The sequence below is a fragment of the Hydrogenophaga crassostreae genome, assembly GCF_001761385.1.
GTDB lineage: Bacteria > Pseudomonadota > Gammaproteobacteria > Burkholderiales > Burkholderiaceae_C > Hydrogenophaga > Hydrogenophaga crassostreae.
In genome coordinates, this window is record NZ_CP017476.1 from 2,597,345 (window position 1) to 2,623,436 (window position 26,092).

24 protein-coding genes are annotated in these 26,092 nt (G+C 61.0%); 18 read left to right on the forward strand and 6 right to left on the reverse strand.

The annotated features are described in order from the left end of the window. Positions 1-29: 29 nt before the first annotated feature. The 3 genes from LPB072_RS23160 to LPB072_RS12025 all read right to left on the reverse strand — a co-directional run bounded on the left by LPB072_RS23160 (position 30) and on the right by LPB072_RS12025 (position 1,341). Positions 30-365, reverse strand: a complete 336-nt coding sequence (locus LPB072_RS23160; protein WP_157694142.1) for a pentapeptide repeat-containing protein — start codon at positions 363-365, stop codon at positions 30-32. Between the two features lie 199 nt (positions 366-564). Next, a complete protein-coding gene (locus LPB072_RS23465; protein ID WP_157559309.1) occupies positions 565-714 on the reverse strand; it encodes a hypothetical protein in 150 nt (49 codons plus the stop codon). 114 nt (positions 715-828) lie between these two features. Then, positions 829-1,341, reverse strand: coding sequence for a MarR family winged helix-turn-helix transcriptional regulator (locus LPB072_RS12025; RefSeq protein ID WP_231943240.1), 513 nt, complete (start codon positions 1,339-1,341; stop codon positions 829-831). Between the two features lie 136 nt (positions 1,342-1,477). Between LPB072_RS12025 and LPB072_RS12030 the strand changes: the two genes are divergently transcribed. The 11 genes from LPB072_RS12030 (at position 1,478) to LPB072_RS12080 (ending at position 13,696) form a co-directional block, all read left to right on the forward strand. Further along, positions 1,478-3,799: a bifunctional salicylyl-CoA 5-hydroxylase/oxidoreductase gene (locus tag LPB072_RS12030; protein ID WP_066089986.1), complete on the forward strand. Its 2,322-nt coding sequence runs from the start codon at positions 1,478-1,480 to the stop codon at positions 3,797-3,799. A 15-nt stretch (positions 3,800-3,814) separates the two neighbouring features. Continuing rightward, complete coding sequence (locus LPB072_RS12035) at positions 3,815-4,588, forward strand: SDR family NAD(P)-dependent oxidoreductase (RefSeq protein ID WP_066089989.1); 774 nt, start codon at positions 3,815-3,817, stop codon at positions 4,586-4,588. Positions 4,589-4,616: 28 nt separating this feature from the next. Continuing rightward, a complete protein-coding gene (locus LPB072_RS12040) occupies positions 4,617-5,471 on the forward strand; it encodes an enoyl-CoA hydratase family protein (protein WP_066089991.1) in 855 nt (284 codons plus the stop codon). A 16-nt stretch (positions 5,472-5,487) separates the two neighbouring features. After that, complete coding sequence (locus tag LPB072_RS12045) at positions 5,488-6,654, forward strand: acyl-CoA dehydrogenase family protein (RefSeq protein ID WP_066089993.1); 1,167 nt, start codon at positions 5,488-5,490, stop codon at positions 6,652-6,654. Positions 6,655-6,674: 20 nt separating this feature from the next. Next, a complete protein-coding gene (locus tag LPB072_RS12050; protein ID WP_066089996.1) occupies positions 6,675-8,285 on the forward strand; it encodes an AMP-binding protein in 1,611 nt (536 codons plus the stop codon). Positions 8,286-8,337: 52 nt separating this feature from the next. After that, on the forward strand, positions 8,338-8,730 hold the full coding sequence (locus tag LPB072_RS12055; protein ID WP_066089999.1) for a RidA family protein: 393 nt from the start codon (positions 8,338-8,340) through the stop codon (positions 8,728-8,730). 251 nt (positions 8,731-8,981) lie between these two features. Then, complete coding sequence (locus tag LPB072_RS12060) at positions 8,982-10,169, forward strand: ABC transporter substrate-binding protein (RefSeq protein WP_066090002.1); 1,188 nt, start codon at positions 8,982-8,984, stop codon at positions 10,167-10,169. A gap of 96 nt (positions 10,170-10,265) precedes the next feature. Then, positions 10,266-11,129 (forward strand): branched-chain amino acid ABC transporter permease, encoded by an 864-nt coding sequence (locus LPB072_RS12065; RefSeq protein WP_066090004.1) that lies wholly within the window; start codon positions 10,266-10,268, stop codon positions 11,127-11,129. An 85-nt stretch (positions 11,130-11,214) separates the two neighbouring features. Continuing rightward, positions 11,215-12,222, forward strand: a complete 1,008-nt coding sequence (locus tag LPB072_RS12070; RefSeq protein WP_066090007.1) for a branched-chain amino acid ABC transporter permease — start codon at positions 11,215-11,217, stop codon at positions 12,220-12,222. After that, a complete protein-coding gene (locus LPB072_RS12075) occupies positions 12,219-12,980 on the forward strand; it encodes an ABC transporter ATP-binding protein (RefSeq protein WP_066090010.1) in 762 nt (253 codons plus the stop codon). The genes LPB072_RS12070 and LPB072_RS12075 overlap by 4 nt, the downstream gene beginning before the upstream one ends. A gap of 2 nt (positions 12,981-12,982) precedes the next feature. After that, entirely contained in the window at positions 12,983-13,696 is a 714-nt protein-coding gene (locus LPB072_RS12080) for an ABC transporter ATP-binding protein (RefSeq protein ID WP_066090013.1), read from the forward strand. A 100-nt stretch (positions 13,697-13,796) separates the two neighbouring features. Here the strand turns inward: LPB072_RS12080 and LPB072_RS12085 are convergent, their stop codons facing one another. Both LPB072_RS12085 and LPB072_RS12090 read right to left on the reverse strand, forming a co-directional pair. After that, on the reverse strand, positions 13,797-15,425 hold the full coding sequence (locus tag LPB072_RS12085; protein WP_066090016.1) for an ABC-F family ATP-binding cassette domain-containing protein: 1,629 nt from the start codon (positions 15,423-15,425) through the stop codon (positions 13,797-13,799). A gap of 264 nt (positions 15,426-15,689) precedes the next feature. Continuing rightward, positions 15,690-16,193: a cupin domain-containing protein gene (locus tag LPB072_RS12090; RefSeq protein ID WP_066090019.1), complete on the reverse strand. Its 504-nt coding sequence runs from the start codon at positions 16,191-16,193 to the stop codon at positions 15,690-15,692. Between the two features lie 442 nt (positions 16,194-16,635). On the opposite strand from LPB072_RS12090, the gene LPB072_RS12095 reads away from it, so the two are divergent. From LPB072_RS12095 to LPB072_RS12125, 7 genes are all read left to right on the forward strand, one after another. Further along, positions 16,636-16,890 carry a DUF308 domain-containing protein gene (locus tag LPB072_RS12095; protein WP_066090022.1) on the forward strand — a complete coding sequence of 85 codons (255 nt, stop codon included), beginning with the start codon at positions 16,636-16,638 and terminating at the stop codon, positions 16,888-16,890. Between the two features lie 142 nt (positions 16,891-17,032). Next, positions 17,033-18,106 carry a mechanosensitive ion channel family protein gene (locus LPB072_RS12100; RefSeq protein WP_066090025.1) on the forward strand — a complete coding sequence of 358 codons (1,074 nt, stop codon included), beginning with the start codon at positions 17,033-17,035 and terminating at the stop codon, positions 18,104-18,106. Positions 18,107-18,163: 57 nt separating this feature from the next. Next, a complete protein-coding gene (locus LPB072_RS12105; protein ID WP_066090028.1) occupies positions 18,164-18,763 on the forward strand; it encodes a hypothetical protein in 600 nt (199 codons plus the stop codon). A gap of 133 nt (positions 18,764-18,896) precedes the next feature. Further along, positions 18,897-20,567, forward strand: a complete 1,671-nt coding sequence (locus LPB072_RS12110) for a flavin monoamine oxidase family protein (RefSeq protein ID WP_066090031.1) — start codon at positions 18,897-18,899, stop codon at positions 20,565-20,567. Positions 20,568-20,569: 2 nt separating this feature from the next. Beyond that, entirely contained in the window at positions 20,570-21,391 is an 822-nt protein-coding gene (locus tag LPB072_RS12115) for a carbon-nitrogen hydrolase family protein (RefSeq protein WP_096349064.1), read from the forward strand. 370 nt (positions 21,392-21,761) lie between these two features. Then, positions 21,762-23,075 (forward strand): oligosaccharide flippase family protein, encoded by a 1,314-nt coding sequence (locus LPB072_RS12120; RefSeq protein ID WP_066090034.1) that lies wholly within the window; start codon positions 21,762-21,764, stop codon positions 23,073-23,075. Positions 23,076-23,121: 46 nt separating this feature from the next. Then, entirely contained in the window at positions 23,122-24,318 is a 1,197-nt protein-coding gene (locus LPB072_RS12125; RefSeq protein ID WP_197508819.1) for a glycosyltransferase family 4 protein, read from the forward strand. A 102-nt stretch (positions 24,319-24,420) separates the two neighbouring features. Here LPB072_RS12125 and LPB072_RS12130 read toward each other — a convergent pair whose 3' ends face one another. Next, positions 24,421-26,055 (reverse strand): O-antigen ligase family protein, encoded by a 1,635-nt coding sequence (locus LPB072_RS12130; RefSeq protein ID WP_066090039.1) that lies wholly within the window; start codon positions 26,053-26,055, stop codon positions 24,421-24,423. Positions 26,056-26,092: the final 37 nt, after the last annotated feature.

Consider the following 26,092-nt stretch of genomic DNA (forward strand, 5'->3'; position numbering starts at 1 on the left):
TTCTGAACAACTTCATTAAACTCACCTCCTCAAACGGAGACGCCATAAATTTTCGAACCAGAGAGGTTTGCACCAGAGAGATTTGCCTCTGCAAAAGAAGCCATTTCAAGATTGCAATTTTCAAGTATCGCATTACGTAAATCAGCACGATCAAAACGACAATTCATCAAAATGGCGTCGGAGAAATTAGCCCCAGAAAGATTGCAATCGGAAAAATTAGTGTTCGAAACATCGCATCCCTTGAGCGAAGCCCCAGATAGTTTAATTCCTCGAAGATTAATATCACCGAATATTGCCCGGTCAAGGATGACCCCATCAAAATCAAAACCATCAAAATTATGATTGAGTGCACTACCGAATGTCAAATTAATTCGGCCAGAAGAAATTCGCCTGAAATCCAAACCAGCTAAATCGGGAGTAACCCCTTGATGATTAACCCGCCACTTGGACCAAGCTTCGGGGCCAGCAGAAAGTTACTTCACATGCTCAGTATTTGACATACGAAAAATGATATTTAAAGAAAATTTTTACTCACCACATCAATTTGATTGTGGCACTCAATTATTACGTGCATCCAGCAAGACCTTCGGCTCTCGACAGGAAATCTTCTCCTGCATCCATCTCATCACACCGATGCTTCCCCTCTTCACCAATCCACAAACTGATCGCGTTGATGCCCTGGATCACGTAGGTCTGGCGGCGGGTGCTGGCCATTGCCCCTGCTTCACTCCGAGAGCGAATCGAACAGAAGCCACGCTTTCCGTTTGATTCGCCAAGATCAAATATCTTGCTCCAGCGCAGGTCAGAAGCAGCGCCGGAGTTCAACCGCTATCCCTCAGCCAACACCGACCGCATGTGCCCCAGCAGCCGATACAGCTCCTCCTGCTCCGGTTGTCCCAGGCCGGCAAACATCGTGTTGAGCCACTCTTCGTGCTCTGCCGCCATCTTTTCAAACTGCTGAACGCCCGCAGGCGTCAAGCGAACCACCAGGGCGCGCCGGTCATCTGGGTCTTCTTCGCGAGTCACAAAGCCCTCTGACACCAGTTGATCGGTTAAGCCGGTCACGCTGCCGCCGGTGACCATCAGGTAGCGCGACAACACCTTCATGCGCAGGCCTTCGGGGTAGCGGTTGAGCTGGGCCATGTAGTCAAAGCGGGCCAGCGTGGTGCCAAAGCGGGTGCGCAGTCGCTGGCTGATCTGCTGTTCGATCTGGGTGCTGCAGGCCAGCAGGCGCAGCCAGAGGCGGATGGCCTGGTGGTCGGTGCCGGAGACGCCCGCCTCTTTCCCGATGTGGGCATCGCTGAGCGCGGGCGCGTGGCTTCGGTCGGTGGGCTGTTTCATGGGCATGGGGCAATGTAAACGTTGCGGGTAGCGAACTTGGCGGCAGAACACCCAGCGCGGGTTTTCCCTGTTTTTGCGTATTTAGTTTAACCCTAAACTATTTATAACTAAACGACTTACCAAGGCAGCGCGCAACATGAAAATCGTTTGTATCGGTGGTGGCCCATCGGGCTTGTATTTCGCTTTGCTCATGAAGCAGCTCAGCGCCGACCACGACATCACTGTCGTCGAGCGCAACAAACCCTACGACACGTTTGGCTGGGGCGTGGTGTTCTCCGACGCCACCATGAACAACATGCGCGAGTGGGACCCGGAAACCGCCGAAGAAATCCAGCAGGCCTTCAACCACTGGGACGACATCGAACTGCTGTTCAAGGGCCGAACCATTCGCTCGGGCGGACATGGCTTCGTGGGCATTGGCCGCAAGAAGCTGCTCAACATCCTGCAAGCGCGCTGCGAGCGGCTGGGCGTGAAGCTGGTGTTTGAAACCGATGCCCAAAGCGACGCCGACTACCCCGACGCAGACCTGATCATTGCCAGCGATGGCGTGAACTCGCGCATTCGCAGCCAGCATGCCGAGGTGTTCAAGCCCGACATCGTCACCCGCCCCAACCGCTTTATCTGGCTGGGCACCAAGAAGTTGTACGACGCCTTCACCTTCGATTTCGTGCGCACGGAACACGGCTGGTTTCAGGCCCACATCTACAAATTCGACGACACCACCACCACCTTCATCGTGGAGTGCACCGAAGCCACCTACCGGGCTTCAGGTCTGGATCAGCTGGACCAGGATGCTTCGCTGGCCTTTTGCGAACAGGTGTTTGCCGACAACCTGCAAGGCGAAAAGCTGCTCTCCAACTCGCGCCACTTGCGGGGCTCGGCCTGGATCAACTTCCAGCGCGTGGTGTGCGAACAGTGGTGGCTCAAAAACGAACACGGCAACCATGTGGTGTTGATGGGCGACGCCGTGCACACGGCCCATTTCGCCATCGGCTCGGGCACCAAGCTCGCCATTGAAGACGCCATCGAGCTCACCCGCCAGTTCAAGCTGCTGGGCGACAGCCCGGCCCACATCGGCGAAGTGCTCGATACCTACCAGGAACTGCGCCGCGTGGAAACGCTGCGCCTGCAAAACGCCGCCTGGAACGCCATGGAGTGGTTCGAGGTGTGTGGCCAGCGCTATTGCGACCAGCTGCTGCCCGAGCAGTTCATGTATTCCATGCTCACCCGCAGCCAGCGCATCAGCCACGAAAACCTGCGCCTGCGCGATGCCGACTGGCTGGGCGGTTACGAGCGCTGGTTCGCCGAGCAGGCCGGGCTGACCATTCCCACCGATCAGGCCGCGCCGCCGCCGATGTTCACGCCTTACACCCAACGCAGCGTGACGCTGAAGAACCGCATCGTGGTTTCGCCCATGGCGCAGTATTCGGCCGTGGATGGCCTGGTGGGCGACTACCACCTGGTGCACCTGGGCGCGCGCGCCATGGGCGGCGCCGGTCTGGTGTTCGCTGAAATGAGCTGCGTGAGCGCGCAAGGCCGCATCACCCCCGGCTGCCCCGGCCTCTACGCCCCCGAACACACTGCAGCCTTCAAGCGCATCGCCGACTGGATTCATGCGAACACCGACGCCAAATTCGCCATCCAGATCGGCCACGCCGGTGCCAAAGCCTCAACCCGCGTGGCCTGGGAAGGCACCGACCAGCCCCTGCCCGAAGGCAACTGGCCCATCATTTCGGCCTCACCGCAGCAATACCTCGAAGGCGTGAGCCAGACGGCCAGCGCCATGACCCGCGCCGACATGGACCGCGTCACCGCCGAATTCGTGGCGTCCACGCAGGCCGCGGCCGAGGCCGGCGCCGACTGGCTGGAACTGCACTGCGCCCACGGCTACCTGCTCTCCAGCTTCATCTCCCCGCTCACCAACCAGCGCACCGACGGCTACGGCGGCAGCCTGGACAACCGCCTGCGCTACCCGCTGGAAGTGTTTGCCGCCGTGCGCGCGGTCTGGCCGGATCACCTGCCGATGTCGGTGCGCATCTCGGCCCACGACTGGGTCGAAGGCGGCATCACGCCTGAAGACGCGGTCGAGATCGCCAAGGCCTTCAAAGCCGCTGGCGCGGACATGATCGATTGTTCTTCCGGCCAGGTGAGCAAGCAGGAAAAACCGGTCTACGGTCGCATGTTCCAGACGCCGTTCGCCGACCGCATCCGCCAGGAAGCCGGCATCCCGACCATCGCGGTGGGCGCCATCAGCGAGGCGGATCATGCCAACTCCATTCTGGCCGCGGGCCGCGCCGACCTCTGCGCCGTCGCCCGCCCTCACCTCGCCAACCCGGCCTGGACACTGACCGAAGCCGCCAAGATCGGCTACACGGCGATCGAATGGCCCAAGCCGTACTACGCCGGCAAGGCGCAGATGGAGGCGATCTTCGCCCGTGAAAAAGCGATGAACAGCTGAAGGGCCGAGCGCGACATGCCCAACGAAACCACCCCTCCTCGCCATGCCCTGGTCACCGGCGGCGGCCAAGGCATTGGCGCGGCCATCGCGCAAGCGCTGGTGCAACAAGGCAACGTGGTCACGTTGCTGGGCCGCCGGCTGGAGGTGGTGCAAGCGCTGGCGCTGCAACACCCCGAACACATGCACGCGGTGGCCGCAGACGTGGGCGACGCCGAGCAGGTGGCCCAGGCGTTTGAAGCCGGGCGCCAGCGCTTCGGCCCGGTGCACATGCTGGTCAACAACGCCGGCCAGGCCGCCAGCGCGCCCTTCATGAAAACCGATCTGGCCCTGTGGAACCAGATGCTGGCGGTGAACCTGACCGGCACCATGATCTGCACCCAGGCCGCCCTGCCCGACATGCTGGCGGCGGGCTGGGGCCGTGTGGTCAACGTGGCGAGCACGGCCGGGCAAACCGGCTACGCCTATGTGTCGGCCTACTGCGCCGCCAAACATGGGGTGATCGGCCTGACCCGATCCCTGGCGCTGGAGCTGGCGAAAAAAGGCATCACGGTCAACGCCGTCTGCCCCGGCTACACAGAAACCGACATCGTCACCACCAGCATAGCCCGCATCGTGGCCAAGACTGGCCGCAGCGAGGCCGAAGCCCGCGCCGAATTCGTGAAATCCAACCCGCAAGGCCGCCTGGTGCAGCCCGATGAGGTGGCCAACGCCGTCGCCTGGCTCTGCGGCCCCTTGGCCAGCGCCGTGACCGGCCAGGCCATTTCGGTCGCCGGCGGCGAAGTGATGTAACCCTTTTCAAAGAACCTGGAACCTGAGCATGACTGTCAACCACATCGACCCCACCCTGCTGGCCGGCAACCGCAAGCCGCTGGCGAATTACCAGGCGACCCACTTCCTCTGGGAAGTGAAAGACAAGGTCGGCACCATCACGCTGAACCGCCCCGACCGCAAAAACCCGCTCACCTTCGACAGCTATGCCGAACTGCGCGACCTGTTCCACCAGCTCAAGTGGGCCGACGACGTGAAGGCCATCGTGGTCACCGGCGCCGGCGGCAACTTCTGCTCGGGCGGCGATGTGCACGAGATCATTGGCCCGCTGGTGGCCTTGAAAGCGCCAGAGCTGCTGATGTTCACCCGCATGACGGGCGAGCTCGTGAAGAACATGCGAGCCTGCCCGCAGCCGATTGTCGCGGCGATTGACGGTGTGTGCGCGGGCGCTGGCGCCATCGTCGCGATGTCGTCCGACCTGCGTTACGGCACCGCGCGCAGCAAGACCGCCTTCCTCTTCAACCGCGTCGGCCTGGCCGGCTGCGACATGGGCGCCTGCGCCATCTTGCCGCGCCTCATCGGCCAGGGGCGCGCCAGCGAATTGCTTTACACCGGTCGCTCATTGGGTGGCGAAGAAGGCGAGCGCTGGGGCTTCTTCAACCGCCTGTGCGAGCCCGAAGCCGTGGTGAACGAAGCCCAGAAGATGGCCGCCGACCTGGCCGCGGGCCCCACCTTTGCCAACGGCATCACCAAGACCATGCTGCACCAGGAATGGGCCATGACCATCGAGCAGGCGATCGAGGCCGAAGCCCAGGCGCAGACCATTTGCATGCTGACCGAAGACTTCACCCGCGCCTATGAAGCCTTCGTGGCCAAGCAAAAGCCGGTGTTCCAGGGCAACTGATTTCGAAAGCAAATCCATGAGCGATACCTCCTACCTTCAGTGGCCCTTTTTTGAACCACCCCACGCCGAACTGGCCAAACAGCTCGACGCCTGGGCCACTGCCAACATCTCGCAGGCCCACGGCAGCGATGTCGACGCCGAATGCATCGCCCTGGTGAAGTCCCTTGGCAAAGCCGGTTGGCTGCGCCATGCGGTGGCAGGCATTGACGCGGGCGGCGCAGCCGACGTGATCGACACCCGCGCCATCTGCCTGATCCGCGAAACCCTGGCGCGCCACAGCGGCCTGGCCGATTTCGCTTTCGCCATGCAAGGCCTGGGCTCCGGCGCCATCTCGCTCCACGGCACGCCCGAGCAACGCGCCAAATACCTGACCCGCGTGGCCAGCGGTGAAGCCATTTCGGCATTTGCCCTGTCCGAGCCAGACGCAGGGTCCGATGTGGCCGCCATGGCCTGTTCGGCCACGGTCGATGGCGACGGCTATGTGCTCAACGGTGAAAAAACCTGGATCTCCAACGGCGGCATCGCCGACTTCTACGTGGTCTTCGCTCGCACTGGCGAAGCGCCGGGCTCACGCGGCATTTCTGCCTTCATCGTCGATGCCGACACCCCCGGGTTCAGCATCGCCGAACGCATCAACGTGATCGCGCCCCACCCGCTGGCCCGCCTGCGCTTCGAGAACTGCCGCGTGTCTACCGCCCAACGGGTTGGCGCCGCCGGTGAAGGCTTCAAGGTCGCGATGCGCACGCTCGACGTCTTCCGCACCTCGGTGGCCGCCGCCTCGCTGGGTTTTGCCCGCCGCGCCATGGACGAAGCGCTGCAACGCGCCACCACCCGCAAGATGTTCAACGGCGTGCTGGCCGATTTTCAGCTGACGCAGGCCAAGCTGGCCCAGATGGCCACCGCCATCGACAGCGCCGCCCTGCTCACCTACCGCGCCGCCTGGCTGCGCGATCAGGGCAAAAACGTCACCCGCGAAGCCGCCATGGCCAAGATGACCGCGACCGAAAACGCGCAACAGGTGATCGACGCTGCGGTGCAGATCTGGGGCGGCATGGGCGTGGTCAGCGAAGTACCCGTCGAGCGGCTGTACCGCGAGATCCGCGCGCTGCGCATTTATGAAGGGGCGACCGAAGTGCAGCAACTGATCATCGGCCGCGACCTGCTGAAAAACCCGCTCGCCTGAACCACAAGAAGGAGCCCGCCATGCCCTCTGCCCATGTTGACACCTTCGCCCGCGACAACCTGCCGCCGCTTGAAGATCAGCCGGTCTACCGCTTCGATCTGCCCGAGTTGCAATTTCCCGAGCAACTCAATTGCGCGACCGAACTGCTGGACAAGCATGTCGTTGAGGGGCGTGGCGATCGCCTGTGCATCCGGGCGCCGGGGCTGAGCTGGACCTACGCCGAGCTGCAAGACAAGGCCAACCGCATCGCAAACGTGCTGGTGAACGACATGGGCCTGGTGCCCGGCCAGCGCGTGTTGCTGCGCGCGCCGAACAACCCCATGCTCGCGGCCTGCTGGTTCGCGGTGATGAAGGCTGGCGGCATCGCCGTGGCGACCATGCCGCTGCTGCGGGCCAAAGAGCTCAAGGCCATTGTCGACATCGGTCGGGTCAACATGGCTTTGTGTGACGAGGCCCTGGCTGAAGAGTGGCGGTTGTGCGCTGCGACGCTCGCTCAGCCGATCCCGGTGCGCCACTTCAACAGCGAAGCCGCCGATGGCCTGGAGGCAGCGATGGCGCAAGCCTCACCGTTGTTCGACAACGCCAACACCGCGGCCGATGACACCTGTGTTTTTGGTTTCACCTCGGGCACCACCGGTGTGCCCAAGGCCACGATGCACTTTCACCGCGATGTGATGGCCATTTGCGTCTGCTGGCCGCCCCACCTGCTGCGCCCCTCACCCGAAGACGTGTTCATAGGCAGCCCACCCCTGGCCTTCACCTTCGGCCTCGGAGGCTTGCTGCTTTTCCCGATGGCGGTTGGCGCTTCCACCGTTTTGCTGGAGAAGGCCAGCCCGCCCCAGTTGCTAGAAGGCATACAGCGTTTTGGGGCCACGGTGATGTTCACCGCACCCACCTCATACCGCGCCCTGGCCGCCCACGGTGAAGCACTTCGCCAGACGCCGCTGCGCAAATGTGTCTCGGCGGGCGAAGCCCTGCCCGCCGCGACCCGCGCGCTGTGGAAAGAAGCGACGGGTATCGAACTGATCGATGGCATCGGCGCCACCGAATTGCTGCACATCTTCATTTCCCACGACGAAAGCAACGCCCGTCCAGGGGCCACCGGGAAGCCCGTGCCCGGGTACCGGGCCAAGGTGGTGGACGACGCAGGCCAGGAAGTGCCGCCCGGCACCGTGGGCAAGCTCATGGTGCAAGGCCCGACTGGCTGCCGCTATCTCAACGATGCGCGCCAGAAGAGCTACATCAAGGACGGCTGGAACCTCACTGGCGACGCCTACCTGATGGACACCGATGGTTACTTCCATTACCAGGCCCGGCTCGACGACATGATCATTTCGGCCGGCTACAACATCGCGGCGCCCGAGGTGGAAGACGCGCTGCTGGCCCATCCGTCGGTGGCCGAGTGCGCCGTCATCGGCGTGGCGGATGCCGAGCGCGGGCAAATCGTGAAAGCGTTTGTGGTGCTCAAAGCGGGCGAAGTTGGCGATCCCGCCATGGTCCGCACGCTGCAGGATTTCGTGAAGCAAACCGTGGCCCCCTACAAATACCCCCGCGCTGTGGACTTTGTCGAAAAGCTCCCGCGCACCCAGACCGGCAAATTGCAGCGCTTCAAGTTGCACGAACCCGTCTAAGCGTTGCAAACAGTCCTTCCGATCAACCCCTCTCAATCACTGGAGACCTCCCATGCAAGTGCTGCTTCCCCCCGGCTGGCCCCGCCCTCGCGGCTACGCCAACGGCGTCAAAACCCACGGTCAACAGGTCTACGTGGCCGGGATGATTGGTTGGGACGCACAAGGTGTTTTTCACACCGACGACATGGCTGGCCAGACACGCCAGGCGCTGGAAAATGTGGTCGCCGTACTGACAGAAGCCGGCGCCAAGCCGGAACACATCGTGCGCATGACCTGGTACATCACCAGCAAACAGGAGTACCTCGCTTCGGGCAAAGCCATTGGCGCCGCCTTCAAGGAGCTGATCGGCCACTTCAACGCCGCCATGACCGCGGTGGAAGTCAAAGCCTTGATTGAAGACCGCGCCAAGGTCGAAATCGAGGTGACCGCGGTGATCCCGGACTGAGCACGCCAGGCCAGGTGTTCCCGGCCTTGAAACGCGCCCGTGACAGAGGGTTTCCCACTACATTCAAAGTTGATTTGTGCACTATAGTGCAACATTGATAGAGCAGTTTAATTCCTGAACCACCCCTTGTCTCGGCCTGATCAGAACACCCCAAAAGCGGCGTTTTGAGGGCACAACCGGGGGAAGTCACTATCACTGCAATGCGCTCAGCCCGCTAGCATGCTTCCAACAACCACAGGAGATTGACCATCATGACCACCCGCCGCAACGTTCTCACCCGCAGCGCCGCCGCCCTTGGCGCCGCATCAACCGGTTTGTTCCTTCCCGAACTCGCCCGCGCCCAGTCAGACAAGGTTCGAGTCGGCTTCATGCTGCCCTACACCGGTACCTACGCCCAGCTCGGCGTGTCGATCGAAAAGGGTTTTCTGATGGCGCTCAATGAGCAAGGCGGCAAACTGGGTGGCAAGGAAGTCGAATTCTTCAAGGTTGACGACGAATCCAACCCGGCCAAAGGCGTCGAAAACGCCAACCTGCTGGTACAGCGCGACAAGGTCGATGTGTTGGTGGGTACCGTTCACTCTGGCGTTCAAATGGGCATTCACAAAGTTGCCCGCGAGAGCGGCGTTTTGAGCCTGATCCCCAACGCCGGTGTGCAAGTGGCGACCCGGGCCCAATGTGCCCCCAACGTGTACCGCACCTCGTTCTCCAATTCCCAGCCCACGCTCGCACTGGGCAAGGCCATGATGGACCGCGGCCACAAAAAGGCCGTCTGGATCACCTGGAACTACTCGGCCGGCGCAGAAGCGCTTGAAGGCTTTGAGGCCGGCTATACAGCCGCCGGCGGCACCATCATCGAAAAGCTCGCCGTGCCCTTCCCGAGCGTTGAGTTCCAGGCCCTGCTGACCCAGATCGCAGCCCTCAAGCCCGATGCCGTGGCCTGTTTCTTCGCCGGTGGCGGTGCCGCCAAGTTCCTGCGCGATTTCCACGCCGCAGGTCTGAGCAAGACCATTCAACTCTACGGATCCGGCTTCCTGACCGAAGGCGTGCTGGAAGCTGCTGGTCCGGCTGCCGAAGGTGTGTTGACCACCATGCACTACAGCGATTCGCTGGACACACCGCGCAACAAAAAATTCCGCCTCGACTACGTCAAAGCCTTCAAGGCGCAACCCGATGTGTACTCGGTGCAGGGATATGACGCAGGCCAGTTGTTGGTCATAGGCGCCAACGCGGTCAAGGGTGATCTGTCGAACAAGTCGGCGCTTTACGCGGCCATGAACGGCGTCACCATCGACAGCCCGCGCGGAAAATGGACCATGAGCGCGGCCCATAACCCCATCCAGGACATGTATCTGCGCGAGGTGGTCAAGGGTGAAAACAAGGTGATCGGCATCGCTGGCAAGGCCGTGGCCGATTCCGGCGCCGGTTGCCGCATGGGCTAAACAGGCTTCGCGTCTTCAAGCCTCGCTTTTTCGAAGTCGGTACTCGCGCCCAAACCGGGCGCGAGCTTTTTGCATGCCCATCCATCTCTCCCGCCCATGGATTTCGCCAATTTTCTGATCCAGCTGCTCAACAGCGTGCAGTACGGCTTGCTGCTGTTCATGCTCGCCGCTGGCCTCACCCTGATCTTCGGCATCATGGGCGTGGTCAACCTGGCCCACGGCACCTTCTATATGCTGGGCGCCTACCTGGCCTGGTTTTTCACCTCCCATTTTGACAACCTGCTGATCGCCATCGTGCTGGGCGCGCTGCTGGCCGTGGCGTTTGGCTGGGCACTGGAATGGCTGCTGATTCGCCATTTTTACAAGCGAGACCACCTCGATCAGGTCTTGCTCACCTTCGGCCTGATCTACATTTTTCAGGAAGCCCGTTCGATACTCTGGGGCGACGATGTGCACTCGGTCGCCGTGCCGGCCATGTTCAACGGCGCGATTCAGCTGACCGAGAACCTGTCTTACCCCGTATACCGCCTGGTCGTCTCGGCCGTCTGCGCCGGGCTGGCGCTGGGCCTGTACCTGCTGATTTCCAAGACCCGCCTCGGCATGAAGATCCGCGCCGGCGCCTTCAACCGGGAAATGACAGAGTCGCTGGGCATCAACATCCGCTTCATTCACGCCATCGTCTTCGCCATGGGCGTGGGCCTGGCCGCGGTGGCGGGCATGGTGGCCGCGCCCATTTCCAGCGTTTACCCCGGCATGGGCAGCTCGGTGCTGATCATGTGCTTTGTGGTCGTGGTGATTGGCGGAATCGGCTCGGTCCGTGGCGCACTCGTGGCGGCCCTGATGGTTGGGCTGGTCGACACCTTCTGCAAAGTGCTGCTGCCGGAAATCGCTGGCATGGCTGTTTACATGCTCATGGCGGCGGTGTTGCTGTTCAAACCTGAAGGGCTGTTTAAATCATGAACGCCGCCGGACCGCTCCAAGGCGTTCAAGCCCCCTCGGGGGGCAGCGCAGATCACGAAGTGACAAGCGTGGGGGAAACCAACCCATGAGCACCGCCAAAGCCCAACTCGAAATTCTGCCGCGCAGCATCCAGATTTTGCTGTCGGTTGGCGCCATCGCCCTCGCCGCCTTTCCGCTGATCCCGATGGAAAGCTCCGGCTTTTATATCCAGCTGCTTTCGCAAATGATGATCCTGGCGATCTTCGCCATGAGCCTCGACTTGCTGCAGGGCGTGACCGGCCTGGTGTCGCTCGGCCATGCTGCCTACTTCGGCCTGGCCGGCTACGCTCTGGCCTTCCTGACGCCTGCCGATGTGCCGGTGAGCCTCTGGTGGTCGTTGCCGGTGGCCGCCCTGGGTACCGGGCTGGCCGCGCTGGTGATCGGCTTTTTCGTGGTCCGCACCCACGGCATCTACTTCATCATGGTCACCATGGCGTTTGCCCAGATGGTGTTCTACATCTTTTTTGACAACGCCGACCTGGGTGGCTCCGATGGCCTCTACGTCTATTTCCGGCCCGATGCCACTTTGTTTGGCTGGCAACCCTTCGACCTGGAAAACAAAACCACCTTCTTCTACTTCACGCTGGCGCTGCTGGTCTTGATCTACGCCTTTCTGCGCCGCTTGCTGTTTTCACCTTTTGGCCGTGCACTCACGGGCATCCGCGTCAATGAACACCGCATGCGCGCCGTGGGCTATGGCAGCTTTGGCTACAAGCTCACCGCGTTCACGCTGGCCGGTGCGCTGGCGGGCGTGGCCGGTTACCTGTGGGCTGCGCAAACCGGCTATGTGAACCCCGAGCTGATGGGCTTTCACCTCAGCGCCCACGCGATCATGATGGTGATTCTGGGCGGCATGGGCAATTTCGCCGGCGCCATCGTCGGCGCCTTCGCCTTCGAATGGGTGATGCACTTCTTCAAAGACCTGACCAAACACTGGCAGTTGCTCATGGGCAGCTTCATCGTGCTGGTGGTCTTGTTTGCACCGCGAGGCCTGCTGGGCTTGATCGAGCGCTTCACGGCGGCCACGAAAGAAAAAGCGGAGGAAACGCCATGAGCGAACTGCTGCTGAGCGCCAGCCAGTTGACCAAACGGTTTGGCGGCCTGGCCGCTGTGAACGAGGTGTCGGTCGACCTGTTTCGCGACCGCATCCACGCCGTGATCGGCCCCAACGGCGCCGGCAAATCCACGCTGACCAACCTGCTCTCCGGCGACCTGCCGCCCACCTCGGGCCAGATTCGCCTGGGCCAGACGGATATCGCCGGCAAGAGCCCGGAGCGCATTTCCCGCCTCGGCCTGGGCCGCAGCTATCAGAAGACCAACATCTTTCTGCCCTTCACCGTGTGGGACAACGTGCGCCTTGCCGCCCAATCGGTGGAACGCCACGCGCCGTGGAATCCCGCGCACTGGCTGAGCAAAGCGCGCAAAAACCCGGCGATCAACCAACGCTGCGAGCGCGCCCTTGAACTTGCCGGCCTCACACTGCGCGCCCACACCGTGGCCGGCAACGCCAGCCACGGCGAACAACGCCAGCTGGAAATCGCCATGACACTCGCCACCGAGCCCAGCGTCTTGCTGCTCGATGAACCGCTCGCCGGCATGGGCCAGGCCGAAGCGGAAAGCATGATCGAGCTGCTGCAAAAGCTGAAAAAAGACCACGCCATGATGCTGGTGGAGCACGACATGGACGCCGTGTTCGCCCTGGCCGACCAGCTCACCGTGATGGTGAACGGCCAGGTGATCGCGACGGGCACGCCAGCCGAAGTGCGCGCCGACGCCAACGTCCAGGCAGCCTACCTCGGTGAGGAGAACTGAGCATGACCCAGCCACTCATCCAGACCACCGGGCTCAACACCCACTACGGCGCCAGCCACATCCTGCGCGGCATCGACTTCACCGTGAGCCCCGGCCAAACCATCGGCCTCATGGGCCGCAATGGCATGGGCAAAACCACGCTGCTGAAATCCATCATGGGCATCGTCAAGCCCAGCGGCGGCAGCGTCAGCATCAAAGGTCAGCCCATGACCGGCGCGGCCACCTTCGAAATCGCTCGCTTGGGCATCGCCTACGTACCCGAAGGACGGGGCATTTTTGGCAACCTCAGCGTCAAGGAAAACCTCAACATGGCCGCCCGCGCCGGCACCCACGGCCAGCGCGACTGGACCTACGAGCGCGTGCTGGAAACCTTCCCCCGCCTCGCCGAGCGCCTCAACCACGGCGGCCAACAACTCAGCGGCGGCGAACAACAAATGCTCACCATCGGCCGCGCCCTCATGACCAACCCCGACGTGCTCATCCTCGATGAAGCCACCGAAGGGCTGGCACCACTGATCGCCCGCGAGATCTGGCGCATCTGCGGTGTGATCAGAGAGAGCGGCATCAGCAGCGTGATCGTCGACAAAAACTGGAAGCACATCTCCCAGATCGCCGACCGTTGCACCATCCTGGTCAAAGGCGAGGTGGCGTTTGAAGGCAGCTCGGATGAGCTGCTGGCGAAGCCCGAACTGCTTGAGTTGTATTTGGGGGTTTAAAGGTGGGAGCCCATGCCGCTCTCGCGCCGCTCTCTGGGCAAAGGCCAATACCTGCACTTAGAATTTTATTGGGAGAGCGGCTGAAGGCTGGCAGAAGCGGTCATTGAGTCGTGTGATCTACGGCCATCAACTCCCAACCTTCGGTGCCCGCGACCAGTAGATTGGTCAACCCAAGCTGACTCAAAAATGCATGATCGTGCGAAGCCACGATCAATGCGCCCTGATAGCCCCTCAACAACGTTTCCAAGGCGTTCAACGATGGTAGGTCCAGGTGATTGCTGGGCTCGTCGAGCAGCAGCAACTCGGGTGGCTCATCGGCATAGAGCACGCAGGCCAGCGCGGCTTTGAGGCGCTCGCCCCCGCTGAGCGATTCCGTTTGAACGGCGATTTTCTGCGCGCCCAGTCCCAGCTGGGCCAGACGCATGCGCATCGCGCCTTCGTCGATCGTGTGGTTGATGTCCTGCAGTTGCTCAAGCACCGAACACTGCGTACCCAAGTTGTCCAAGCTCTGGTCGAGATAGGCCAGGCGATCCGTGATCCTGCAAGTCCCAGCCAAGGGTTCGATTCGATCGGCGAGCACCCTTAGCAAGGTGGACTTGCCACAGCCGTTGGGCCCCACCAGGCCGATGCGCTGCAGCCCCATCACCTGCAGGCTGATCTGCCGTGTTGCGTTCGGCACAAAGGGTAAGACCACCTTGTCCAATGCCACAACCTGACGTTGTACGATCCGGATGTTGGTGGGCGCATGCACATGAATGTGCAGTTCGCTGGCGACCTGCGCCGCGGCTTCGCGCATGCGCTGCGCGAGTTCAAGCTGCGTGTCGGTCTGCTGCCGGCGCAGCTTGCCCATCGACTGTTCGCTGCGCTCCCTCTGCCGATCAAGCAGAACCTTTGCCTGATTAGCCTGCCTGCTGTTGCGGGTTCCACGCGCCTGTCGTTTCTCTTGGCGCTCGCGCTGTTCGCGCATTGATTCCTCCTCGCGCCGCCGATCGAGTCGGGTACGCTCCAGTTCGGTGAGCGCATTCTGCTGCTCCTGATCCTTCGCCTGCGCATAGAAGGTGTAGTTGCCGCCGTAGCTGCGCAAACCCAGCGAAGACAACTCTACTATGCGCTCCATGCACGCCAGCAATTGCCGGTCATGGCTGATCACCAGCAATCCGCGAGGCCAGTGCTGTAGCCAGTTGATCAAGGCCAGACGGCTCGGCTGGTCGAGGTGGTTGCTGGGCTCGTCCAGGATCAGGACGTCCGCATCAGACAACCTGGCGCCGATCAAGGCCACGCGCATCGACTCGCCACCGCTGAGCGCAGTAGCAGGGGTATCAGCATCCAAGTGCTTCAAGCCCTCCTGTTCAAGCGCGTGCCCAAGCTGATGGCGGATGTCCCAACGATCGCCGACCACATCGAAATTCACCTGCGCGAATCGACCGGCCTCGATGCGCCTCAGCGCATCCAGCACACCGCGTACGCCAGCAAGATCCGCCACCGTGGCGTTTGCGGTCGGGCCAACTTGTTGGGCGAGGTAACGCACCATGCCCGAACGCACGCAGCGCCCGCGCGAGGGTTGTAACTGGCCTGCAAGAATGCGCGCGAGAACCGTCTTTCCACTTCCATTGCGCCCGACCAAGCCCGTGCGACGCTGGTCAAAAATATGGTTCAGATCAGAAAAAAGCGCCTCGCCATTCGGGAGGACGAAAGACACGCCTTCTAGCGAGAGAAAAGAAGTCGCCATACAAGTTCCATGGATGCAAAGAGCTCCCCCGCTTTGTGGGGGCAGTGGAGGTTTGCCGTTGTGTCAACGGCTGCATCAATGGCGCATGGGAGTATCTCCTCAGAAGATCAAACAAACCTGATTGTATTTGGGCGCATGCGAGGGAGCACAACTACAGGCCGGTTTGGGGCGATAACGGTCGTATCCAAGGACCTGGTTTCCCGACCTCGCTCCGCGGATCCGCGGCAAATCTAGTTCAAGTCCGCAGCCCTCAAGTGCCCCAGCTCACACCCCACCCGTCGGATGCGTCGGGTCGACCCAAAGCACGTGCTCGGGCTTCTCCACCGGTTCGATATCGAGGTTCACCGCCACCGCCTGCCCATCGCTGCGGCACAAGACGCATTCCAGCACCTCGGTCGCGCTGGCGTTGATTTCCTGGTGCGGCACGAAGGGCGGCACGTAGATGAAATCCCCCGGTCCGGCTTCGGCGGTGAATTCCAGTTGCTCGCCCCAGCGCATGCGCGCCCTGCCTTTGACCACGTAGATCACGCTCTCCAGCGGCCCGTGGTGGTGGGCGCCGGTTTTGGCGTCGGCGTGGATGGTGACGGTGCCGGCCCAGAGCTTTTGCGCGCCGACGCGGGCGAAGTTGATGGCCGCTTTGCGGTCCATGCCTGGCGTGCTGGGCACATTGCCGTCTAGGTTGTTGCCCGGGACAACGCGCACGCCATCGTGTTTCCACGCGGGCTCGCCGGCTGGGTGGCTGTGGTGCTCATCTTTGGGCTGCGACATAGCGGTTTCCTTCGCTGAAAAAAGACACAAAACGGTATGCGCACAACGGCGCGCAGCCGAACCAGCATCAGCACCAGCGAACCTGGTCCACAACCTGTTGTCGATCGCGGCACCACCCCCTATCCGGCTCATCGGGCTGCTGACTTTGAAATGACATCTTACCCACCGCCCCTTGCCGGAACAGGCCGCCGCGGACCAGGTGAGGCACGAATCCTTCGTGTGCCCTGAAGGTGCACAGGGACAGTACGGGTGTTTGCGTGGAGATCGGGTGTGCAAGAATTCAACAAGGTGCCGCTTCTTTGAGAAAGCCACACAGCCGGGCGTCCCATCTGAAACGCCCCTTGGGGCATGAAACGGCGTGAGTGGCTCACCCCATTGGCGGCGGCCAGGCGTGTCTTGCAGCGCATCCTTTGCAAGCGGCTTCCCAGGACACTTCAAACGCATGGATACTATTCAAACAGCCGTCCTCATCATTGGATGCGTCTTGATCCTGTTTGGCTACTTCCGCTTGATCACAGACGAAAAAGGCAACGTCAATCTGAACAACTACCGGTTCACGGGCGGCCTGTTCCTCGTGATCGGTGGCATGGTCGAAGGCGCGCGCGATCTGTTTTCTCTCGATCTGAGCAAAAAAGGCATCTCCACCTTGTCCATTGTTGTCGGGGCTTTGGTGCTTTTTCTGGGCCTCAGCCATTGACGTTCGGTGAAGCCCATGGGCAGACCCGAGACAGGAAATCCAGCGCACCATCCGCTCAGAAGGTGAGCCCAGGCGGCACAGCTGCGGGCCCTGTGCCGCGCCTGATTACACTGAAAAGCCACCGTCGACATCTGAGAACACCATGCCCTTGACCACCCTGCTGCCCGACCCGCTCACCGCCTTGATTGCCGGTGCATTGGCGGTGGGCGTTGCGCTGGTGTTGCACGCGGTGGCGTTCCGGTTCATGAAGCGTCTGACCCTGGGCAGCGACAGCGCGGGTGATGCCGTGCTGATCAAACGCTTGTCGAGCCCGACCCGGGTATCGCTGGTGGCGCTGGCGCTGGTGCTGGTAGCCAGAGAGGTACCGATGCTGGCGGCGGTCTGGGCCAAGGTGGCCAGTTTCCTCATGCCGATTCTGGTGGGCTGGATGGTGTTGGCCATCTTGCGAGCCCTGGTGGAGTCGATGAAGTTGCGGGCCGACGTGTCGGTTGAAGACAACCTGAAGGCCCGACGCAAGCGCACCAAGCTGACGATGCTCAACCGGCTCGCCACCTTCATCGTGGTATTCATCGTGGTGGGGCTGGTTTTGCTGTCGATTCCCGGTGAGCGCGATATCGGCGTCACGCTGGTGGCGTCAGCCGGCCTCGCAGGCCTGGCTGTGGGCGCTGCCGCTCAGCCAGCACTCAAGTCGCTGATCGCAGGCATTCAGATGGCAATCACTGAACCTATCAACATCGACGATGTGGTGATCGTGGAAGGCGAATGGGGCTGGATTGAAGACATTCACACCACCTATGTGGTGGTGAAGATCTGGGACGAGCGCCGCCTGATCGTCCCCACCACCTATTTTCTCGAAAAGCCTTTTCAGAACTGGACCAAGTCAACCGCGCAACTGCTCGGCGCGGTGAAGCTTTACCTCGACCCGGCCACCCGAATGGGGCCGGTCAGGCAGGAATTCGAGCGGCTGATCAAAGCCCATCGGCTGTGGGACGGGCGGTATCAGGCCGCCCAGGTCACGAACACCGAACGCGACGCCATCGAGGTTCGCCTGCTGGTGAGCGCCAAAGATTCGGTCGCCTTGTTCGATCTGCGGTGTGACATCCGCGAAGCCATGCTGGAGTGGTTGGGCAACAACCAACCCGAAGCCTTCGCCCGAACCCGGCTGGCAAGCCCGGACGGTATCTCCATCACCATGGATGATCAGAGATTTGACTAGCACCAGCTTAGAACAACGGACAATTCTGGATTTGAAGCGCCACACCCAGGGGAACATATGAAAGCCAAAAAATGGCTGATTCACACGCTGATGGCAGCCACCTATCTGTCGGTTTCTTTAGCCAGCTCCGTGGCATCTGATCAGTCTTCTCAGGCAGAGTCAACGGCGAGCGTGCTCACGTTTCACGGTGTGGACTATGAGCATCGCTGGTCGAAAGATGGCCAAAACGAGTTCACACCCAAAGGCCAGGCCGACCTCAATGCCTGGGTAGACATGGTGACGATCAATGTCAATGACAAGGTCTCGACCGGTGATCAACTCGCAGCCCTCGCCAATGGCGTTCTGGGAACTTACTCAGGCAACGGGAAAGTTCTGCGCACCCACTCCAAGCCCCAGGAGGCGGACAGCCCCGCCGAGCACCTGGTTGTGGCCGTTTTGGGTGCATCAAATGTTCTTGAAGCAGCGTTCGCGCGGTTTGTGATGGTTGACGGTGTTGGCGTCATTGCCGTGTACTCCCATCGGATCTACGGGGCCAATGCGGGCCCGGAAATGACCACCTGGATTCGCTCGAACGCGTCGCAAGTCGACAGTGCCTTGATGGCATGGGCCAAGTTGCCGAAACCCGGCGCTTTAAAACGCCTGCCACAGAGTGATTGACCACGGGTGGCAACCCCCGCAGTTCAGACTTGCGATGAATGATCGAGGGTATTCTGAAAACAGTCACCCTGAACAGGCCAGCTTTCGCCCCCCTGCTCAGTCAAGCAGAAACACATTCACCGAGAACCACGCCATGCCCATGCGCACGCCAGACGCACCCGTCACGGTCTTCGGCCCGGACTTCCCTTTCGCCTACGACGACTGGTTGCAACACCCGCAAGGTTTGGGCAGTTTGCCAGCCAGCGCACATGGCCAGGAGGTGGCCATCGTGGGCGCTGGCATGGCGGGGCTGGTGGCGGCTTACGAGCTGATGAAGCTGGGTTTGAAGCCCGTCGTTTATGAGGCTTCACGCATGGGCGGGCGCCTGCGCTCGCAGGCCTTTGCTGGCACGCACGGCATCGTGGCCGAGCTGGGTGGCATGCGCTTTCCAGCATCGAGCACGGCTTTCTTCCACTACGTGAATCTGCTCGGGCTGCAACACCAGGCCTTTCCCAACCCGCTCACGCCCGCCGCGGGCAGCACGGTGATCGACATCGAGGGGCAGACCCACTACGCACGCACGCTGGCAGACTTGCCTGAGCTGTTCCACGAGGTCGCCAACGCCTGGGCACAAGCACTGGAGGCCGACGCACGTTTTTCTGACATGCAACGGGCGCTGCGTGAACGCGATGTGACCCGCCTGAAAGCGTTTTGGGATGCGCTGGTCCCCATGTGGGACGACCGCACTTTCTACGATTTCATTGCCCAATCCGACGCGTTCGCCAAGCTGTCGTTCCACCACCGCGAGGTGTTCGGCCAGGTGGGTTTTGGTACCGGCGGCTGGGATTCCGATTTTCCCAACTCCATGCTGGAGATCCTGCGCGTGGTGCTCACGGGCTGCGACGAGAACCAGCACCTGATCACCGGCGGCGTGCAGCAGGTGCCCATGGGCTTGTGGGACCACGCACCCGCCGGGCTGGCCCACTGGCCCACCGGCACCACGCTGGCCTCGCTGCACCAGGGCGCGCCCCGCCCCGGTGTCACAGCCATCGCCCGCTCGGCCGGCGGCCAGCAACTCGCGGTGGTCGACACCTGGGGCACAACGCGCCATTACGCCGCTGTGCTGGTCACTTGCCAGAGCTGGTTGCTCACCACCCAGATCGCGGTGGAAGAGTCGCTGTTTTCGCACAAGCTCTGGATGGCGCTGGACCGCACCCGCTACATGCAATCGAGCAAAACCTTCGTCATGGTGGACCGCCCTTTCTGGAAAGACAAAGACCCCGAAACCGGTCGCGACGTCATGAGCATGACGCTCACCGACCGCCTCACGCGCGGCACCTACCTGTTCGATCACGGCCCAGACCGGCCAGGGGTGATCTGCCTGAGCTACGCCTGGATGGGCGACGCGCTCAAGATGCTGCCGCACAACAGCGAAAAGCGGGTGGAGCTGGCCCTGGCCGCGCTCAAGCAGATCTACCCCACGGTAGACATCGCCACGCACATCATCGGCGAACCGATCACCATCTCGTGGGAGGCCGACCCCTACTTTCTGGGCGCTTTCAAGGGTGCCCTGCCCGGCCATTACCGCTACAACCACCGCATGTACGGCCACTTCATGCAAGACCATCTGCCGGCTGCCGAGCGCGGCATTTTCATTGCTGGCGACGACGTATCGTTCACGCCAGCCTGGGTTGAAGGCGCGGTGCAGACCTCACTCAACGCAGTCTGGGGCATCCTGCACCAGCTCGGCGGCCACTGCGCCGTCGACAACCCAGGACCGGGTGAGCTGTTCCCGTCAATCGGCCCTGTGGCGCTGCCAGATTGATCATGTCCACACTGACCCTCGCTCTCTGGCAAACGCCCTACTTTGACTCGCCCGGCGAAGCACTGGCGCAACTCGGCGCAACCGCCGCGTCGGCCGCCGCAGATGGCGCCGACCTGCTGATCTGTCCTGAAATGAGCCTGACGGGCTACGCCATCGGCCCCGAACGAGTGGACTCGCTGGCCGAGTCCGCAGACGGGCCGCTTTCCCAAGCTGTTGCCAGCTTCGCGCAGCGCCACAACATCGGCATCGTCTACGGTTACCCCGAGCGCCATTCCGTCGACGGCAAGAGGCCTTTCAACGCCGCGCAAGCCATCGGCCCCGATGGCCGGTCGATGGGCCACTACCGCAAGACCCACCTGTTTGGCGACCTGGACCGGGCACAGTTCAGCCCGGGCGACGCAGCGTCGCAGGTGTTTGAGTGGCGCGGCTGGCAGCTTGGCCTGCTCATTTGCTACGACGTGGAGTTTCCCGAAGCCGTGCGCGACCTGGCGCTGCAAGGTGCCGACGCGGTGCTCGTGCCCACGGCCAACATGGCCGGGTTTGACGAGGTGCCAAGCGTGCTGGTGCCCGCCCGAGCCTGCGAAAACCGGTTGTATGTGGCCTACGCCAACGCTTGCGGCAAAGAGGGCCGCGTGCACTATGGCGGTCTGAGCCTGATGGCCGGGCCAGACGGGCGTGCTTTGGCGCAGGCCGGGCACGGTACAGCGCTGCTGCAACGGCGCCTTTCACGCCCCGCGCTGGCCCAGGCGCGTACCCACGACTACCTCAGCCAGCGCCGAACCGACCTTTACGACCCGCTTCGCGAGCCGTCGACCCGAGCCTGACCTGTGCATGGCGGGTATCTCCCATGAAGTTGCCCAGCGCCTGTGGCAGGGTAAGCGTCAGCCCGGGGCGCGCCGTGCAGGCGGGCGCAACCCTCTCCAAACGTCGGCAATGCGCTTGTAGCCTTCAAGACAGGAACCTCGTTCATAATTGCAATTTCGGCAAAGATGGCTCGGATATTGGCCGCAATGGCGGATGCCTAAAGCAAGTCACAATGGACCGAACCGGCATGAAAACTGCTTATTGCCGTGACAAAACGGCCAAGCGCCCATGCATGCCCCGCCAAACCGAGCGGCCCGGTGTCACCCCGGGAAAACCCAAAGCCAACCCCCGCTCTTCGCACACCCCTGCCACTTCGAAACGGTCCACAGAATGATCAACGTCAAGGGTGAGCTTTTCACCACGTCTGTCAGCTTTGGGGCGATGGCGGTCCTCAGGCTGGTGAGCAGCATGGTGCTGACGCGGCTGCTGTATCCAGAGGCCTTCGGCATCATGACGATGATCTCGTCCGTGGTGTTCGTGATCGAGATGATGTCGGACGTCGGCATCGTCGGCCTGCTCATCCGGCACGAAAAGGGTGATCACCCCACCTACCTGAACACGATGTGGACTGTGCGGCTGATGCGCAGTTGCAGCAACGGGGTGTTGCTGTTTCTGGCCGCTCCCTGGGTGGCCGAATGGTATGACACCCCCGCCTTGGCCGATGCGCTCAGGCTGTTCTCGCTGTGGTTCTTGATGTTCGGACTGGAGTCTGTGTCTTTCATCCTGGCAGTTCGCTACAAAAACACGCGCGTCGTCAACTTCACGGAACTGTTCTGCCTTCTGGTGTCCACCCTGTTCTCCATTGCGTATTCGTATCAATCTCGCGACTACCACGGCATCCTCTACGGCATGCTCCTCAACCGGTTCTTGAACACGCTGATCAGCTACCGTTTTTACCCCGAGCACAAGCACCGGCTGACCCTGGACAAGACGGCAACAAAAGACCTGTTCCACTTCGCGAAGTTCGTCATGCCTTCCAGCATGATCACGCTGGCCGTCAGCCAATATGACAAGATCATCTTCCTCAAGCTGTTCGACCTCAAACTGCTCGGGCTGTACAGCCTGGCCTCCAACCTCTCCGCGCCACTGGACGGGCTGGTCACCAAAATCAGTCGGACCCTGCTGTATCCCAGGTGTGCCGAGTACTTCCGGGAAGACCCCTCGACCTTCTTGCAGCGGTACTACACGGAAAACACCAAGCTCCACGCACTTCTACTGGTGCTGCCTGCCGCGTTGCTGGGTGTGGCAACACTCGTGGTGGATGTGCTGTACGACTCGCGCTATGCCTTCGCCGGCGTGATTCTGCAGGCCTTCGCAGTGCGCAGCATCATCCTGCCCTTTTCCTCAACCGCTGAAGATCTGCTGGTGGCATCCGGCCGCACGCATATCCAGTTGATCGGCAACATCATTCGCCTGTGCTACCTGGTCCCGGCGGTCTTCATTGGGTACCACTTTTTCGGCTTCGAAGGGTTCATCTACTTTGCAATGCTCGAAATGCTGCCCACGGTGCTGTACTACAACTGGGTGCAGAGCCAGCTGGGTTTGATCCTGTTTCGCTATGAAGGCCTGCGACTGGGCTTTGTGATCGCCACCGCATTCCTGTCCTTTGGCGCCGCCGAACTGCTCAGGCGCTTGTTTCTCTGATGCAGCCCATTTGATGGGTATTCATTCCGTTTTTCCGGTATCTCCCATGCATATTGCCCTTTTCACTTCAGGATGGCCCGTTTCACACCATGCCAGCGGTGTCGTGACCTATGTGGATTGCCTGCGCACAGAGCTCCTCAGACAAGGACACAGGGTATCCATCTTCACCGCCTCACTGGGAGATGGGTGTGATGATCCAGACGTCCATCTGGTCCAACCCGGCGGGTCACAGAGGTTCGCCCAGATGTGGCGGAGCCTGCTCAACAGGAACCGATGGGACGTGACGCGATTCGGCGACTTGATTGGCCAGACCATCCACCGTGTACATCGTTCAAGCCCGATCGACGTGATCGAGATCGAGGAGTCATTTGGCTGGTTCCAGGACGTAGCCAGGCTCAATCCGGGCATACCGGTGGTGGTTAAACTGCATGGCCCCACGTTTCTGGTTGAACGCGGGGATCGCGCCAGTTTGCCGTTCGTACGCGACAAGATCGGATACGAAGGGATGGCTCTTCGCACGGCAAAGGTGTTGGTCGCGCCATCGACCTGCACCCTCGAGGACACACTCGAGCACTACGCTCTTTCGCCCGTGCTGACCCAGCGACTGCCCAACCCTTTGATAACCGACGGACCGCTCGAACTCTGGTCGCCTGAAAAGTGCGACAAAGACACCGTGCTCTTCATCGGCCGGTTTGACAAAATCAAAGGTGCGGACACGGTTCTCAAGGTTTTCCGGCGGTTGCTCGACATTCGCCCGACCACGAAACTCGTCTTCGTTGGTCCCGACATCGGTATCCGTGATCCGGATGGCGCGGTGATTCAATTTGAAGCCTATAGCAACCGGCTGTTTTCACCGCAAGAAAAGGCGCACATCTCCTTCCTGGGCAAGTTGCCACCTTCCAGCCTTCAGGCTTTGAGAAGGCAAGCATTGCTCACGCTGATGACGTCGGTGTGGGAGAGCCAGTCTTATACCGTGCTGGAGGCGCTGCTTCAGGGCTGTCCTCTGGTTGCTGTCAATGCGGGGGGGGTGGGCGAGATCGTCGAGAACGGGGTGTCCGGTTGGCTGACAGGTCCCGACGACGTGGAGGGATTGACCACACGGATTCTCCAGGTCATGGACGACCTTCCTGCCGCCCAGACCATGGGCCTGAAGGGCCGAGCGTATGTACTGGCCAATCATTCGCCGGAGACGGTCGTGCGCCAGAACCTCGAGGTTTACCGGCAAGCCATCGCACTGGCCTGAACTCCCGCGACCCGAACAAAGGCTGTTTCATGCCGCCATCGCTTACGCCAAACCGGAGACAAAGCTGTTTTGCCCGGGCGATTGAAGTTCGCCCAGCGCAAATCATGTTTTCCGGCTTTGCTTGATGGAGCCGCCTTCCCGGTGGCTTCTGCGCCCCGGTTCGCGCCCTGTGTGCGCCTTTGAGGGCGGATTCGAGGGGGTTTCTAAGACAATTGGTTTGGCCCCTTGCTGGCGACGCCCACTCTCGTACAGCGCCAGCCCTTTGGTGCGCGAAAACGCCCACCAATAGCTGCTCAACAAGCCTGCCAGCATGTAGGTCATTGGATCAACGCCGGCGGTCGCAATAAAGAGCATGGTCCCCAACATCGCCGCCACCAGTGCGGCCCCGAGTCGGGCATGCTCCAGGTCCTTGCGCCGGAATGTTGACCAAACAGAAAACCCGCGCTTGACCGCTACAAGCAGGAATGTGGAAAACAACGCCAGGCCCACAAGTCCGTTGAACAAGGCAACTGTCAGGTAACCATTCACCAGATCAATAATGCCCTGCCCCTGGCGCAGTGACTCCATCTCATTGAGAACGAACGGGCTTCCAAACCATGGATTTTCCTCAATCAAACCAATAGACACTTCGAACAACTGTTTTCTATAATCAACGTTCTCGGTGTCTACAGTGCCAATAAATGGAAGCATGTTGACAATTTTGTCACCTAAAGGCGTTATCAGAACAATGCCCAGAACAATTACCAATCCAGAGAGGGATTTGGCAGCAGACCCAATGCCTTTTGAACCCATCAAAATATAGACAACTGTCGCAAACATGGTCGCGATCCATGCCCCACGGGCCATGCTGGCTGCCAAGCCCCCCAACAGAATCAGGGCGAAAAACCCCCGAGCCAGTTTGCTTTTCCAGCTGGACTGGATGAAAAGAAAAAAGGCCCAGGCAATGGCCAGCCAGATTCCCAGTGTAAGGGAGTGCTCTGCAGACGCTTGCGCACGCAGGTAATCACCCCGCATGAGAAAAGCAAAACCATTGGGGTTGCCCCAGCGCATTGAAATAGGAACGTACAGAAGCCAACCACGGGCAGTCTCGAAGATCGCCACAGCGGCCATCATCACTGCGGCAACTACCCACGCACCCAGACAATCACGGAACACCTCATAGCGTGGCTGTACTCGGCTCCATACCGCAAAAAGAAGACCGACATCAAGGACCGTCAAAAATGCACGCCGCAAGGTATTTGTTACGGCTTCATAGGGAATTGGAAGAATGACCGTGAGAATGAGATAGCCAATCAACAACCAGTCTGCTATATCCAGTCGACGGGAAGGGCCAGGGAGTCGCCCCGGTTCGCTGAACCTCAATCTACGGGCCTTAAGTGCCGCAGGAAGTACGATTGCAAATGCCAGCAAACGCTGATTGTTGATCTCGAAGAGCTGGTTGATGACAATCGATGGCAGCGGTATCGTCACATTGGGGATTACATAAAAAAGGAGCACATAAAGCGCTATAGGATTCGAATCTCTGCGGCCACCCCAATACATCACAGGCAAGGCAGCGAAGGTGTAAATCCAGATATTGGGCGACAGCAAGCCAAGAACGGTCAGGAATACCCAGACGTTGCGGCGGCGCTCAAAATCCCCGGGTGCCGAGAGATGTGCAAAGAGGCGCTTTGAAAAAAACCAAATCGGAGTGGTCAGCGCCAGAATGACTATGAGCTCCTTAAGCCCCTGCATCATATTGACCCGAGCCCGTCACGAGCCGGGTATCGGAAAC